This is a genomic window from Pseudotenacibaculum haliotis, assembly GCF_042684245.1.
In the GTDB taxonomy this organism is placed as follows: domain Bacteria; phylum Bacteroidota; class Bacteroidia; order Flavobacteriales; family Flavobacteriaceae; genus Polaribacter; species Polaribacter haliotis_A.
The window spans coordinates 296,404-310,581 of record NZ_JBHULH010000001.1 but is presented as its reverse complement, the minus strand read 5'-3'; the positions used below and the strand labels follow the sequence as shown (position 1 = coordinate 310,581).

Below are 14,178 nucleotides of genomic sequence, written 5' to 3'. Positions count from 1 at the left end.
GATTGTCTTTTATTCTGTGACCATAGAGTGATATACATTCTGTACATCATCATCGTCTTCTAGCTTTTCCAATAATTTCTCAACATCAGCCTGTTGATCGCCTTCAAGTTTAGTAGTAGACGTAGGGATACGTTCAAAACCGGAAGAAATAATTTCTACGTTGTTTTCTTCAAAGAAAGATTGAATAGCTCCAAACTGCTCAAATGGAGCGTAGATAATAATTCCTTCCTCATCATCAAACACTTCCTCAACATCAAAATCAATAAGCTCCAATTCTAACTCTTCCATGTCTATGGTAATGTCCTCTTTCTTCACTGTAAAATTACATGTGTGATCAAACATAAAAACAACCGATCCGGAAGTTCCTAAATTACCATCACACTTGTTAAAAGCAGCTCTTACATTGGCAACCGTTCGGTTGTTGTTATTGGTAGCTGTTTCTACGATAATAGCAACTCCATGCGGAGCATACCCTTCAAACAATACTTCTTTATAGTTAGCAGTATCTTTATCCGAAGCTTTCTTAATGGCGCGTTCAACATTGTCTTTTGGCATATTAGCTGCCTTGGCATTCTGAATAACAGCTCTTAATCTTGAATTCGTTTCAGGATTAGGGCCACCTTCTTTAACGGCCATTACAATATCTTTTCCAATTCTGGTAAACGTTTTGGCCATTGCCGACCAACGTTTCATTTTACGTGCTTTTCGAAATTCGAATGCTCTTCCCATGTACTTTACTCTTTTATCTTAATCTTCTTTAATTCTTACTCTTTTCTCCTTACTTCTTTCTTCTTACACCTGAATCACGCCCAAGTTAAACTTTTTCTCAATAGGAGCATGATCTGCCGCTTCTATCCCCATAGAAATCCACGTACGTGTATCCAACGGATTAATTACAGCATCTGTCCATATTCTGGCAGCAGCGTAGTAAGGAGAGATTTGCTCATCATAACGAGACTTGATCTGGTTGAATAACTCAGTTTCTTTCTCTTTGGTAATCTCTTCACCTTTTTTCTTTAAGGCAGCTGTTTCTATTTGTAACAATACTTTGGCAGCAGAATTTCCACTCATTACAGCCAGCTCAGCACTAGGCCAAGCAGCAATCAATCTTGGATCATAAGCCTTACCACACATTGCATAATTTCCGGCACCATAAGAGTTTCCAACAACAATAGTAAACTTAGGAACAACAGAATTACTTACGGCATTTACCATTTTGGCACCATCTTTAATAATTCCACCATGCTCAGATTTAGACCCAACCATAAACCCAGTTACATCCTGTAAGAAAACCAATGGAATCTTTTTCTGATTACAGTTGGCAATAAAGCGAGTTGCTTTGTCGGCGGAATCCGAATAGATCACTCCTCCAAACTGCATCTCACCTTTGGCATTTTTTACTACCTGACGTTGATTGGCAACAATACCTACAGCCCATCCATCAATTCTAGCATAAGCAGTAATGATGGTTTTTCCATATCCTTCTTTGTACTCCTCAAACTCAGAATTATCTACCAATCGTTTGATGATCTCTTTCATGTCGTACTGCTCATGACGTGCTTTTGGTAAGATTCCAAAGATATCATCCTCATTCTCTTTAGGCTTAGCAGCTTCAACTCTGTTGAATCCGGCTTTGTCATAATCACCAATCTTACCTACAAGATTCTTTATAGTATTTAAAGCATCTTTATCGTCTTTGGCTTTATAATCCGTTACGCCTGATATTTCACAGTGGGTAGTAGCACCGCCTAAAGTTTCATTGTCAATAGTCTCACCAATGGCAGCTTTTACCAAATAGCTTCCGGCTAAGAAAATACTTCCGGTTTTGTCTACGATCAAAGCTTCATCACTCATAATAGGCAAGTAAGCACCTCCGGCAACACAGCTTCCCATAACAGCGGCAATTTGAGTAATTCCCATACTGCTCATCACAGCGTTATTTCTAAAAATACGCCCGAAATGCTCTTTGTCAGGAAAGATCTCATCCTGCATAGGTAAGTACACACCAGCGCTATCAACTAAATAAATAATAGGTAGTTTGTTTTCTATAGCTATTTCTTGAGCTCTTAGGTTCTTTTTTCCTGTAATAGGAAACCAAGCACCCGCTTTTACAGTAGCATCATTAGCAACAACAATGCACTGTTTCTTTTGTATATATCCGATCTTCACAACAACTCCTCCGGAAGGGCATCCACCGTGCTCTTTGTACATTCCCTCACCGGCAAAAGCACCAATCTCTATGCTCTCAGAATTTTTATCCAAAAGATAATCAATACGCTCACGAGCTGTCATTTTTCCTTTCTCGTGATGCTTATCAATTCTTTTCTGACCTCCTCCTAATTTTACCTGAGCAAGTCTTCTGCGTAAATCTGATGCTAAAAGTTTATTGTGATCTTCGTTTTTATTGAAGTTAATATCCATTCAAAAAAATTTACTGCGAATTTACAAAAGTTTAGCTTCAAGAAGAAGTTTCTATTTCTTAAAAAGCTTTTAAAATATTACACGGAAATATATTCCTTGGAAAATAAATTTTTATTTTCTAACTTTGTCCCCATAATTAGTAAAAACATTAAAATGAAAACGGACAGAGTAATTTTTTACATAGCTACAATTCTTTTCTCAGGGATCATGTTGTTCTCTGTGAGTATGTATTTAACACAAACAGAGATGATCAAAGGAGCTTTTACAGCAATGGGTTACCCTTCATATTTAGTTTATCCATTGGCAGTAGCTAAACTTTTAGGACTATTTGCCCTTTGGTATCCTAAATTCAAAACAATCAAAGAGTGGGCTTATACAGCCTTTTTTATCAATGTAATTCTAGCATTCTTTGCACATGTGATGATCAGTGATGGAGAGCAATTGTTTTCTATCTTAGCTTTTGTCTTCTTGACAGCATCATATATCTATTACAGAAGAACTTCTAAACAAACGATTAAAAATTAAGACAGATGAAAAAAATACTAGCATTTGCCGGAAGTACCAGTTCTACTTCGATTAATAAGAAGTTAGCTACTTATGCAGCTACATTATTAAATGACACAGAATACGAGGTGATTGATATGAACGATTATACAGCTCCATTGTTTAGTGAAGATGAAGAGAAGAATGGTTTTCCGGAAGTTATCAAAGAACTTGCAGCAAAACTTCATTCTGTAGATGGTTTTATAGTTTCGTTAGCAGAACACAACGGTTCTTATGCAGCAGCATACAAGAATACTACAGATTGGTTGTCTAGAGTAGAAAGAAATATGTTTAATGATAAGCCTATGTTGTTGATGGCTACTTCGCCGGGAGCTAGAGGAGGAATAGGAGTTTTAGAAACAGCAAAAGGATACTATCCGAGAGCAGGAGCAAAAGTTGTGGAAGACTTCTCTTTACCAACATTCTACGAGAACTTTAAAGAAGGAAAAATTACAGACCAAGGTCTTAATGAGACATTAAAAACAAAGGTGGTCAGTTTTGAGACGGAATTGTAAAAAAAACTGAAAATCAAAGCAGAAAGGATTTAACATTTAGATTAGATATGTTGAATCCTTTCTTTGATTATGTTAAAAAAAAAGAGTGTAGCTTTTTATTTACTAAATTCGTTGATCGAACTTCAAAAAAACAACTAAACTTAATCATGAAAAAACTTTTACTTTTCGCTTTATTGTTATTAGTTTCTACACCAAATTTTTCACAAGAAACCCCTGAAGAAAAGAAAACACCTAAGCCTAATTATCGTTTGGCAGCAAGATTTTCTCCAACAAATATTGGAAAATTGGTACACTCTACCTCTGTAAGACCTAATTGGTTAAAAAGAGGAAATCGTTTTTGGTATCAATACAAAACCAGTGAAGGTTCTAAATACTATTTAGTAGATGCTGATGCAAGAAAAAGAACAGAATTATTTGATAATGTAAAGATGGCCAAATGGTTATCTGAGATCACTAAAGATCCTTATGAAGCTAAACACTTACCTAGATTTAGCTTCAAGTTTGTTAAAAACGAAACAGCCATTCGCTTCCGTGTTACCTCAAACGAAAAAGTTGAGGCTAAAGAAGACAAGAAGGATGGAAAGAAGAAAAAAGGGGCTAAGAAAAAGCCTAAAATGGAAAAGAAAGTATATCACTTAGAGTATAGAATAGGTGGTAACGGACTAACCATTATTGACAATGAAAAAGAAGAAAGAAAAAAATGGCAAAGTTGGGCTAATGTTGCTCCAGACAGCTCAATTGTAATCTATTCAAAGAATCATAATTTGTATTGGATGGATAAAGAGAACTTTTTAAAAGCAACAAAAGATGAAAAGGACTCTACAATTGTTGAAAACCAATGGACCAAAGACGGTGTTGAGAACTACGGTTACGGCGGAGGTTCTTGGGGAGAAAACAACGAGACTAAAAAGAAGAATAAAGACAAAAAGAAAAGAGTTTTTGTGAACTGGTCACGTGATTCTAAAAAATTCGTTTTCCAAAGAACAGACTCACGTCATATCAACGATCTTTGGGTAATTAATACTACATCAGGAAAGAGACCCACTTTAGAAACCTATAAATATCACATGGCTGGAGAAAAAGATTTCTACAAGCCGGAATTATTGATCTTTGATATTGCTTCTAAAGACATTACCAAAGTAAAACTAGACTCTACAGTTCAGCAATCAGTTTCTGTTTACTCAGCACCTAGAAAGAAAGCTATCGATTGGGATGAGTTAAATCCAACCTATTTATTATCTAAAAAAGGAAAAGTATATTTTAGTACAGTAAGCAGAGACAGAAAGAGATTGGATATCCATGTGGCCGACATTAATACCGGAGAGGTAAAAACATTGATCGAAGAGCATTCTAATACTTACATTGAGAACAGAGGAAAAGCAATTCGTTTGTTCAACAATGAAACAGAGATCTTACACTGGTCTGAGCGTGATGGTTGGGGGCATTTTTATTTGTATGACTCTAACGGAAAACTAAAGCGCCAGGTAACAGACGGACCATTCCATGTAGATAGCTTTGAAGGAATTGATGAGAAGAACAGAGTTCTATACTTTACAGCAAATGGAGTTAACAAAGATATAGACCCTTATTACTCACATTTATATAGAATCAATTTGAACGGATCTGGAATGAGAAACCTGAATCCAGGAGATTTTAATACTGGAGTAAATGTTTCTGATTCTAAGAAGTTCTTTGTTAGCAACTTCTCTAGAGTAAATACTGTTCCTAAATCTGAGTTGAGAAGTTCAAGTGGTGCTTTGATCATGAGTTTTGAAGAAGCAGACCTTTCACAATTGTTTGCTACCGGATACAAATTCCCAGAACCATTTAAAGTAAAAGCAGACGATGGTATTACAGATATTTATGGTGTAATGTACAAGCCTTTTGATTTTGATCCTAACAAGAAGTATCCGTTAATCGAGTACGTATACCCTGGACCACAAACTGAGGCAGTAAGTAAATCATTCTCACCAAGAATGAACCGTACAGATAGAATGGCACAAGTAGGATTTATTGTAATTACTTTAGGAAACAGAGGAGGTCACCCAAGTCGTTCAAAATGGTACCATACTTACGGGTACGGAAACTTAAGAGATTACGGATTGGCTGATAAGAAATACGTAGCAGAACAATTAGCTGATAAGCACGATTTCATTGATATTGAAAAAGTAGGAATCTTTGGTCACTCAGGAGGAGGGTTCATGTCTACAGCTGCCATGTTGGTATATCCTGATTTCTTTAATGTAGCTGTTTCTTCTGCAGGAAACCACGATAATACGATCTATAATAGCTGGTGGAGTGAAACACACCACGGTATAGAAGAAATAAAAGATGCAAAAGGAAATATTTCGTATAAATACCAAATAGACAAGAACCAATCATTGGCAAAAAATCTAAAAGGTAAATTGATGTTGGTTACAGGAGATGTAGATAATAATGTACACCCTGGAGGAACCATTCGTATGGCAGATGCATTAATTAAGGCTAACAAGCGATTCGACTTTATGATCATGCCGGGACAAAGACATGGTTTTGGAAGAATGACAGAATACTTCTTCTGGCTAAAGGCAGATTATTTTAGTGAACACTTGTTAGGAGTTAAAATTGATAATGTGAATATGGATGAGATGAACAGAGAAAGACCCAAGAAAAAATAAAACAAAAACAGAAAGCCAAGTTAGAAATAGCTTGGCTTTTTTTTTACACTATCAAAAAATGTGTGTTGGAAATATATCCCTTGGAAAATAAATTATTTTTTCGTAACTTTGTGCCTTGAAAGGAGGTAACATGAAAATTACTTTATACGGAAAACAAGGACACGCTCATACAGTAGCTTTCAAGAATTTTTTAAGAACATCTGATGTTGAGTTCCAATATGTAGATGTGTTAAAAGATGAAAAGGCAAAGTTGCACACCAAAGAGCTGTATGAAGGACAGTTAAAATTTCCAACCTTGTTTGTAGATGATGACGTATATTTAACACCGTCATCTGATGATTTTAACAAGATCATGAAAGAACTAAAATTAAGAGGTTAATGGGAGACATATCAAAAGATATCAATTCTAAGTTTACAGATCCAAAGATCAAAGCATTGATCAATATTAAGTATACAGCAAATTGGATCAACAGTCATGAGAATGAGACATTTAAGCCTTACGGAATCTCACCACAGCAATTCAATATTTTACGAATTTTAAGAGGAGCAGGAGAGCCCATTAAGGTACAAACGATCAAAGACAGAATGATTGAAAGAGCTCCCAACGCAACACGCTTGATGGATAAACTTTGCGATAAAGGTCTCATTGAACGTGTACGATGTGATAGCGACAGAAGAGTTGTGTATATCAGTATTGCTGAAGCTGGATTAAAGTTGTTGTCTGAAATAGACAAGGAGCTAAACCTTGAGTTTTTAGAGAACTTTACAAATGAAGAAGCAACAATTCTGAGCGATTTATTAGACAAGATTCGATAAAAAAATTTTAATCAAATATTTTCCATGGAAAATAAATTAAAAAGAATACAGCAAAAAATGGATAGCCCATTAGTAAGCATGGGACCTATCCGATTACGTCAGCCCATTCCAAATCAGGAAGTGGAGCAAGTAGACCCATTTTTATTATTACATCACTATGGACCCTATGCTATTAGCCCATTAAACAATCCGTTTGATCTGGGGCCTCACCCTCACAGAGGATTTGAGCCAATTACACTATTGTTCAAAGGAGAGCAATTGCATAGAGATTCTTTAGGAAATGAAATGATTGTAAAAGCAGGAGATGTACAGTGGACCACAGCAGGAAGAGGAATCATTCATGCAGAAGGACCCAGCAAAGAATTTGTGGAAAGAGGAGGAGAGTTGGAAGGAATACAATTATGGTTAAACCTTCCTGCAAAGAAGAAAATGATGCCCGCTGCTTATCAGCATGTAAAAAGTGAAGACATACCTGTAGTACAAAATGACGATAAGAGTTTAGAGTTAAAGGTTGTAGCAGGTGAACAAGCTGGTAAAAAAGGGTTGATCAAAACACAAACGGCAATAAATGTGTTTACTGTAAAAGCTCATACAGCAGGTGAAATAACAATAAATATTCCTGAAGGACATAATACAGCTTTGTATTTGTTGGATGGTGAAGCAATTGTAAACAATGAGCAAAACCTGAAAAAAGGAGCCACGCAAATGGTCACCTTTACACAAGAAGGAACTCATATCCATATGAAAGCTACAGAGGTAAGCAACTTGTTAATCTTATCTGGAGAACCGATCAATGAGAAGGTAGCGTCTTGGGGACCGTATGTAATGAACACACAAACCGAGATCATGGAAGCATTGAGAGATTATCAGCAAGGAAAAATGGGATATTTATATTAAAGAATATTATTTCTCAATCCTTATGAAAAAGAATGATCAGAAACCTTAGTTTTTGATCATTCTTTTTTATTTCAAATGAACAAGTCTATATAATTAAATAGTACTTTTACTACAACATTAATATTAACCAAATTCAAATGAACCTTAACAACTTAAGAAAAGCAATTCCGTTGTTTTTAATGGTATCTTGTCTAATGTCTATGACGAGTACAGCTCAGGATAAATTGAAAAAAATGCCAGGGTATACTCAATATAGAAAAATGGCACCCAAACTATATGGATCTATTAAAAGAGCCAACACCAATATCAATTGGAGTAAAGATGGTAAAACATTTACATATCTAGAGAATAATCAAGTACATACTTTTGATGTTCGAAAAAAGAAGGTGGTAAAATCTGAAGCTTATAAAAGACCAAAAAGACAACCCTATAGAAGAGGAAATAGACCTGCTAGAGGTAGACAATACGCTTCTGCAACTTCTCCAGATAAAAAACTAACAGCATATACAAAAGATAGAAATATGTATATCAGCAATGCTGATGGTTCTAATGTAGTTGCGATTACTTCAGATGGAAATGATGAAAATCAAGTAAAGTATGGAATAGCTACTTGGGTTTATGGTGAAGAATTGGGGCAAAATACTGCTATGTGGTGGTCTCCAGATAATAAGAAGATTGCATTTTACAGATTTGAAGAAAAAGATGCTAAAAAATACTATGTACTTTATCACCAAACCAGAATACAAGACTCTTTGGAGGTTGAAGCGTATCCAAAAGTAGGAGCCAAAAACTTACCTGTAGATTTGTTGGTATATGATCTAGAAACTAAGAAAACGATCAAACTAGAAACCAGAGATGGAAAGCCATTCCATGATGGAGCCGTTGGAACCTATCTATACGATATCAAATGGTCACCGGACGGAAAAGAATTACTCTTCCACAGCACCAATCGTAAACAAGATATTATGGAGTATAGAGCTGGTAATCCTGAAACAGGGAAAACCAGAGTTATTGTTAGAGAAGAGTGGCCGGCTAGTTTCACAGAAAATTCTCCAGAAATTTATGAATTAGAAGACAAGCAACATTTTATTTGGGCTTCTGAGAGAACAGGATTTAACAACTATTATTTATACAACTATAACGGACAGTTAGTAAATGCATTGACAAATCATGATTTTGAAGTTGGAAGAATTGTAAAAGTAGATGAGAAAAATAAACTGTTGTATTACATGGCAAGAAGCGGAGAGAATCATATGAAAATGCAATTGCATAGAGTACGATTCAATGGAAAGAAGAATACACGACTTACAGATCCAAAATTCAACCACAGAGTTGTATTATCTCCAACAGGAAAACACTTTATAGACATTGCACAAACTCATGAGATTCCTCCATTTGTAAACCTTGTAGACTCAAAAGGAAAACTGGTAAAGGAGATTGCAAAAAGCGATATGTCTAGATTTAAAGAACTAGGATTTAAAACAGCCGAAGTATTTACATTTACTTCTGCCGATGGAGAAACTCAATTACATGGAATGATTCAATTTCCGTCAAACTTTGACCCTTCTAAGAAATATCCTTTGATCTTAGATAATTATGGCGGACCGGCTACCAATGCTTTTAGAGAATCTTTTGTTTATCCAAACCCGTTAACTGAATATGGATTCATCATTGTAAAAATAGATGGAAGAAATGTAAGAGGAAGAGGGAAAAGAATGTTGGATAAACTCTATGGTAACTTAGGAATTGTTGAAATGGATGATTTTACAGCCGGAATTAAATCATTGTATAGCAGATCTTATATTGATAAAAATAGAGTAGGAGTATATGGAACCTCTTATGGAGGAACAACAGCAGCATCATGTATATTGAGATTCCCGGATGTATATCACGTAGCTGTAGCAAACTCAGCTGTAACAGATTGGAGAAACTATGACAATATATATACAGAGCGCTATATGAATCTGTTAGAAAATAATAAAAAAGGATACGAAGCATCTCGATTGATGAACTACGCGAAAGATTTAAAAGGAGAATTGATGATTTACTACGGAACCAATGATAACAATGTACATCCATCTAATTCTCTACAACTAATTCAAGCATTACAACGAGAAGGAAAAAGCTTTGAAGTACAAGTAGGGCCAGATAGAGGACATACAGCTGTGAATAGAGACAGAATGATGGAGTTCTTTATCCAACATTTGGTATTGAACAAATAATTTGAGCTTACTACCCATATAAAGTCGTCTAATTTTAGGCGACTTTTTTTATTTCTTTTTAGTTGTTAAAAAATTGTATCTTGCAATTATTATGCACGCATAATAATTAAGCAAGTTTTTTTATGAAATACAAACATATTTTTGAGCCTTTAGATCTTGGTTTTACCACTTTGAAAAATAGGATTTTAATGGGTTCTATGCATACCGGATTAGAAGAGGAAAAGAATGGAATTGAGAAAATAGCTACCTATTATGCAGAACGTGCAAAAGGAGGAGTAGGATTGATTGTAACTGGAGGAATTGCTCCGAATATTCAAGGATGGACAGGTCCTTTTTCAGCACGTATGTCTTCAAAAAAACATGCCAGAGAACATCAAAAGATTACCAAAGCGGTACATGATGTAGGAGGAAAGATATGTATGCAAATTCTGCATGCAGGAAGATATGGATACCACCCGTTCAATGTAGCTCCTTCTAAAATCCAAGCACCTATCAATCCGTTCAAACCTTTTAAGCTGACTAAGTCAGGTATTCGAAGAACGATCAAAGATTTTGTAAACTGTGCCAAGCTTTCAAAAGTAGCAGGATATGATGGGATTGAGATCATGGGATCTGAAGGATATTTGATCAACCAGTTTATTGTAGAGCATACCAACAAAAGAACTGACGAATGGGGAGGTTCTTATCAGAATCGTATGAAGCTCCCAATCGCATTGGTAAAATCTGTTAGAGAAGCTGTTGGTGAAGATTTTATCATCATCTATAGATTATCCATGTTAGATCTGATTGAGAAAGGGAGTTCTTGGGAAGAAGTAGTAAGCTTAGGAAAGGAAATAGAAAAAGCAGGAGCAACCATTATCAATACAGGTATCGGGTGGCATGAAGCAAGAATTCCTACTATTGCCACATCAGTTCCTAGAGCAGCTTTTACTTGGGTAACTAAAAAAATGAAAGAAGAAGTGTCAATTCCATTGATAACTTCCAACAGAATTAATATGCCGGATATTGCAGAAGAAGTTTTGGCTAGAGGAGATGCAGATATGATCTCAATGGCTAGGCCTTTTTTAGCAGACCCGGAATGGGTTAATAAAGCCGAAGAAGGAAGAGAAGATGAGATCAATACTTGTATTGCGTGTAATCAAGCTTGTTTAGATCATGTTTTCAAAAGAAAAGTTGCTAGCTGTTTGGTAAACCCTAGGGCATGTCATGAGACAGAATTAAATTATGAACCTACTACACATAAAAAGAAGATTGCAGTTGTAGGAGCCGGACCGGCTGGTTTGGCAGCATCAACAATTGCTGCACAAAGAGGGCACCATGTTACTTTATTTGATGCCGATAAGGAAATTGGAGGACAGTTTAATATAGCCAAGCAAATTCCGGGAAAAGAAGAGTTTTACGAAACCATTCGCTATTTCAATAAGCAAATAGAACTACACAATGTAGAGTTAAAATTGAATACTAGAGTTTCCAAAGAAGATTTGATCAATTCAGAATATGATGAAATTATAATTGCGACTGGAATCAAGCCTAGAACTCCTAAAATTGAAGGAATAGAGCATGAAAAGGTACTGAGCTATTTAGATGTGTTAAAACATAAAAAACCAGTAGGAAAGAAGGTAGCAGTGATTGGTGCGGGAGGAATTGGTTTTGACCTGTCTGAATATCTATTACATGAAGGAGAATCTACTACATTAAACTTAGACAAATGGCTAGAAGAATGGGGTATTGATAAAACAATTAATGCAAGAGGAGGTATTGAAGGAGTTAAGCCTGTAATTCACCCTAGCGAACGAGAGATCTTTATGTTTAAAAGAAGCAAAGGGAAGTTTGGTGGAAAGCTTGGAAAAACAACCGGGTGGATTCACAGAGCAAACCTAAAGAAGCAAAACGTTCAGTTCATCAATGAAGTACAATACACAAAGATTGATGATCAGGGATTGCACTATGTTCAAGGAGGAGAAGCAAAGGTTTTAGAGGTAGACCATATTGTAATTTGTGCAGGGCAAACTCCATTTAAAGAACTATATGAACCTGTTGTGGCTTCTGGTAAGAAAGTACACGTAATAGGTGGGGCTGATGTTGCATCAGAACTCGATGCAAAAAGAGCTATTGATCAAGGTAGTCGTTTAGCCGCTCGCTTGTAGTTATTTGACCATTTTTACCGAATTGATATTTCCATGACCATCATACTCTTTTACAGAGTTGGTAGGATCTACCATCCATCTTCCGTCTACAATGAATTTATAGTGATGTTTCCCTCTGTGTAGAGGTAGAGTGATTTTCCAACCCTTACTATACTTCTTCATTTGAATACCCCCTTCATTCCAATTATTGAAAGATCCGGCAAGAATTACCTTCTGAGCTTCAGAATAACCTTTTAAGATAAAAGTGATGTTAGATGTGATGGAAAATACAGAGTTATATCCTTCGTATTCATTCTTTACTTTAGCAGGATTAAGAGGATCGTGTATCCACTCTCCATCAACAATAAACTTATATTCATAAGTATCAGGGCGTAATTGTAACGTAAGCTTCCAACCTTCTTTGGTTTTTTTCATCTCAAAATTTTCCTCATCCCACTTGTTAAAAGATCCTGTTAAGATAACCTTGTTAGCATCAGAAAAACCTTTTAAAAGAAATGTCTTGTTCCCGTTTTCTGATGGATAGCCTTTGTGAATTTTCAGGTTGTAGGTATAATACGATTTTCCGGTTTCGCTTTTGGCAGGAACTACATTCGCAATATCACCCGAAGGCTCAGCCCAATAAGCATCATTGACGTAGAATTTAAATTCCCAGGTGAAGTCATCTTGAAAATGAGCTATTTTTTTTCTCAATTCGTAAGAATCATCAGTAAGCTTTTTCATTTTCCATCCATCTCGAGACCAATTGTTAAACTGACCGGATACAACCACTTTATCAATATCAAAATCATCAAAATCAAATTTAGCCTTGCTTTTTTCATGTGTCACAATAGCATAGTCACTTTTGTTGAAAGAAAAAACAATTTCATCACCTTCAATTCGATATCCTTTTACATCGCTTTTTTGTCCGAAGCTGAACAAACAAGCTAGCGAAAGAATGAAAAATAATATGTATGTTTTTCTATTCATTATCGAATCAAAGGGTAATTAATAAAATATATTTTCTCTTTTTTATAATTGATGATGGCTCTTTTCTGAGCAAAAAAGTCATATCCTAATACGCCGTCTAATTTTGTGCCAAAGGCATGATTCATACTTCGTAGATTGGTCAAGATCGTATTAATAGGACCGAAGAACACAGTCTCACTTAATTTTAATTTGAACAATCGCCCCGAAATAACTTCAATCTCTGCGCTACTGGCTCCTCTTAATTTGATTCTTTTTTTCGGGTAAAATGACCTTAGAACTTTACGAGATACTTTACTGTTAAGCTGACTAAATTCAGCAGCAGTATCCAAGCCAAATTTAAGTTTTTTTCCATTGATACTTCCTTCGATAACAATGGTGTGTTTTTTCAATTCAAAGTCAATACTATCAATAACTTTTTCCAGATATTTTTGCTTGCCCAGTTTGTTCCCTTTCGTATCGATCTTAGTCAAAGTAATCTGATTTAAGTACATGTCTACAAAGACTTCATAGTCTTTAAGAATATTGTAGCCTATAATTCCCAAGATCTTAATCTTTTTGCTTTTCTCTATATGGGAGAGGTCTATGATATCTGAGCGCTTATCACGAATATTTAGATTTTGAAAAGACAATTGCTGAACTCTTTTTTCAATAGGATTATCTACAAAGTCCAATACACCGGAAGATTTGTTTACTCGATTGTTTCGAGTAGCCAGGTGTGAGAAATGAACTTTGTTCAAAAGCAATTTTTCAGAACCGGTATCTACTACAAACCATCCCTTCTTTTTCTTGTGAACACCTTCAATAACAATAAGCCTGTCAACCAACTTAAAAGGGATACGAGTTGTATACTTGTTAATGACTTCAGCATTTGTAAAATGAAAGGTATCTATATCATCTATCTCTTTGTTAGGATCTGAGCTAGCAAAGGCGGTAAAAACACAAAAAAAGAGAAAAAAATTAAATATAGATTTCATTAACTATTGTATGAATAGAT

General features: G+C 35.5%; 12 protein-coding genes. 8 read left to right on the top strand and 4 right to left on the bottom strand.

The window, feature by feature from the left end; all coding sequences use genetic code 11:
* Positions 1-9: 9 nt before the first annotated feature.
* A complete protein-coding gene (locus ACFSRZ_RS01480) occupies positions 10-729 on the bottom strand; it encodes a YebC/PmpR family DNA-binding transcriptional regulator (RefSeq protein ID WP_379664744.1) in 720 nt (239 codons plus the stop codon).
* Positions 730-792: 63 nt separating this feature from the next.
* Positions 793-2,421 carry an acyl-CoA carboxylase subunit beta gene (locus tag ACFSRZ_RS01475; protein WP_379664743.1) on the bottom strand — a complete coding sequence of 543 codons (1,629 nt, stop codon included), beginning with the start codon at positions 2,419-2,421 and terminating at the stop codon, positions 793-795.
* Between the two features lie 153 nt (positions 2,422-2,574).
* On the opposite strand from ACFSRZ_RS01475, the gene ACFSRZ_RS01470 reads away from it, so the two are divergent.
* The 8 genes from ACFSRZ_RS01470 (at position 2,575) to ACFSRZ_RS01435 (ending at position 12,218) form a co-directional block, all read left to right on the top strand.
* Positions 2,575-2,946, top strand: a complete 372-nt coding sequence (locus tag ACFSRZ_RS01470; RefSeq protein WP_379664742.1) for a DoxX family protein — start codon at positions 2,575-2,577, stop codon at positions 2,944-2,946.
* Between the two features lie 5 nt (positions 2,947-2,951).
* Positions 2,952-3,479: an NADPH-dependent FMN reductase gene (locus ACFSRZ_RS01465; protein ID WP_379664741.1), complete on the top strand. Its 528-nt coding sequence runs from the start codon at positions 2,952-2,954 to the stop codon at positions 3,477-3,479.
* A gap of 146 nt (positions 3,480-3,625) precedes the next feature.
* Complete coding sequence (locus ACFSRZ_RS01460) at positions 3,626-6,136, top strand: S9 family peptidase (protein ID WP_379664740.1); 2,511 nt, start codon at positions 3,626-3,628, stop codon at positions 6,134-6,136.
* Between the two features lie 130 nt (positions 6,137-6,266).
* Positions 6,267-6,515 (top strand): glutaredoxin family protein, encoded by a 249-nt coding sequence (locus ACFSRZ_RS01455; protein WP_379664739.1) that lies wholly within the window; start codon positions 6,267-6,269, stop codon positions 6,513-6,515.
* On the top strand, positions 6,515-6,952 hold the full coding sequence (locus ACFSRZ_RS01450) for a MarR family winged helix-turn-helix transcriptional regulator (protein WP_379664738.1): 438 nt from the start codon (positions 6,515-6,517) through the stop codon (positions 6,950-6,952). Before ACFSRZ_RS01455 ends, ACFSRZ_RS01450 begins: the two co-directional genes overlap by 1 nt.
* 24 nt (positions 6,953-6,976) lie before the next feature.
* Positions 6,977-7,849, top strand: a complete 873-nt coding sequence (locus tag ACFSRZ_RS01445) for a pirin family protein (protein WP_379664737.1) — start codon at positions 6,977-6,979, stop codon at positions 7,847-7,849.
* Positions 7,850-7,986: 137 nt separating this feature from the next.
* Positions 7,987-10,071: a S9 family peptidase gene (locus ACFSRZ_RS01440; RefSeq protein WP_379664736.1), complete on the top strand. Its 2,085-nt coding sequence runs from the start codon at positions 7,987-7,989 to the stop codon at positions 10,069-10,071.
* Positions 10,072-10,193: 122 nt separating this feature from the next.
* On the top strand, positions 10,194-12,218 hold the full coding sequence (locus tag ACFSRZ_RS01435) for an oxidoreductase (protein ID WP_379664735.1): 2,025 nt from the start codon (positions 10,194-10,196) through the stop codon (positions 12,216-12,218).
* On the opposite strand, the gene ACFSRZ_RS01430 is transcribed toward ACFSRZ_RS01435, so the two are convergent.
* Both ACFSRZ_RS01430 and ACFSRZ_RS01425 read right to left on the bottom strand, forming a co-directional pair.
* The gene (locus tag ACFSRZ_RS01430; RefSeq protein ID WP_379664734.1) at positions 12,219-13,184 is read right to left on the bottom strand and encodes a glycogen-binding domain-containing protein; all 966 of its coding nucleotides are present in this window, start codon (positions 13,182-13,184) and stop codon (positions 12,219-12,221) included.
* Complete coding sequence (locus ACFSRZ_RS01425) at positions 13,184-14,158, bottom strand: retropepsin-like aspartic protease (RefSeq protein ID WP_379664733.1); 975 nt, start codon at positions 14,156-14,158, stop codon at positions 13,184-13,186. Before ACFSRZ_RS01425 ends, ACFSRZ_RS01430 begins: the two co-directional genes overlap by 1 nt.
* Positions 14,159-14,178 lie beyond the last annotated feature (20 nt).

Excerpts from the sequence above, each read along its gene's own strand:
- ACFSRZ_RS01480 (WP_379664744.1), bottom strand. The coding sequence starts at position 729 with ATGGGAAGAGCATTCGAATTTCGAAAAGCACGTAAAATGAAACGTTGG.
- ACFSRZ_RS01475 (WP_379664743.1), bottom strand. The coding sequence starts at position 2,421 with ATGGATATTAACTTCAATAAAAACGAAGATCACAATAAACTTTTAGCA.
- ACFSRZ_RS01470 (WP_379664742.1), top strand. The coding sequence starts at position 2,575 with ATGAAAACGGACAGAGTAATTTTTTACATAGCTACAATTCTTTTCTCA.
- ACFSRZ_RS01465 (WP_379664741.1), top strand. The coding sequence starts at position 2,952 with ATGAAAAAAATACTAGCATTTGCCGGAAGTACCAGTTCTACTTCGATT.
- ACFSRZ_RS01460 (WP_379664740.1), top strand. The coding sequence starts at position 3,626 with ATGAAAAAACTTTTACTTTTCGCTTTATTGTTATTAGTTTCTACACCA.
- ACFSRZ_RS01455 (WP_379664739.1), top strand. The coding sequence starts at position 6,267 with ATGAAAATTACTTTATACGGAAAACAAGGACACGCTCATACAGTAGCT.
- ACFSRZ_RS01450 (WP_379664738.1), top strand. The coding sequence starts at position 6,515 with ATGGGAGACATATCAAAAGATATCAATTCTAAGTTTACAGATCCAAAG.
- ACFSRZ_RS01445 (WP_379664737.1), top strand. The coding sequence starts at position 6,977 with ATGGAAAATAAATTAAAAAGAATACAGCAAAAAATGGATAGCCCATTA.
- ACFSRZ_RS01440 (WP_379664736.1), top strand. The coding sequence starts at position 7,987 with ATGAACCTTAACAACTTAAGAAAAGCAATTCCGTTGTTTTTAATGGTA.
- ACFSRZ_RS01435 (WP_379664735.1), top strand. The coding sequence starts at position 10,194 with ATGAAATACAAACATATTTTTGAGCCTTTAGATCTTGGTTTTACCACT.
- ACFSRZ_RS01430 (WP_379664734.1), bottom strand. The coding sequence starts at position 13,184 with ATGAATAGAAAAACATACATATTATTTTTCATTCTTTCGCTAGCTTGT.
- ACFSRZ_RS01425 (WP_379664733.1), bottom strand. The coding sequence starts at position 14,158 with ATGAAATCTATATTTAATTTTTTTCTCTTTTTTTGTGTTTTTACCGCC.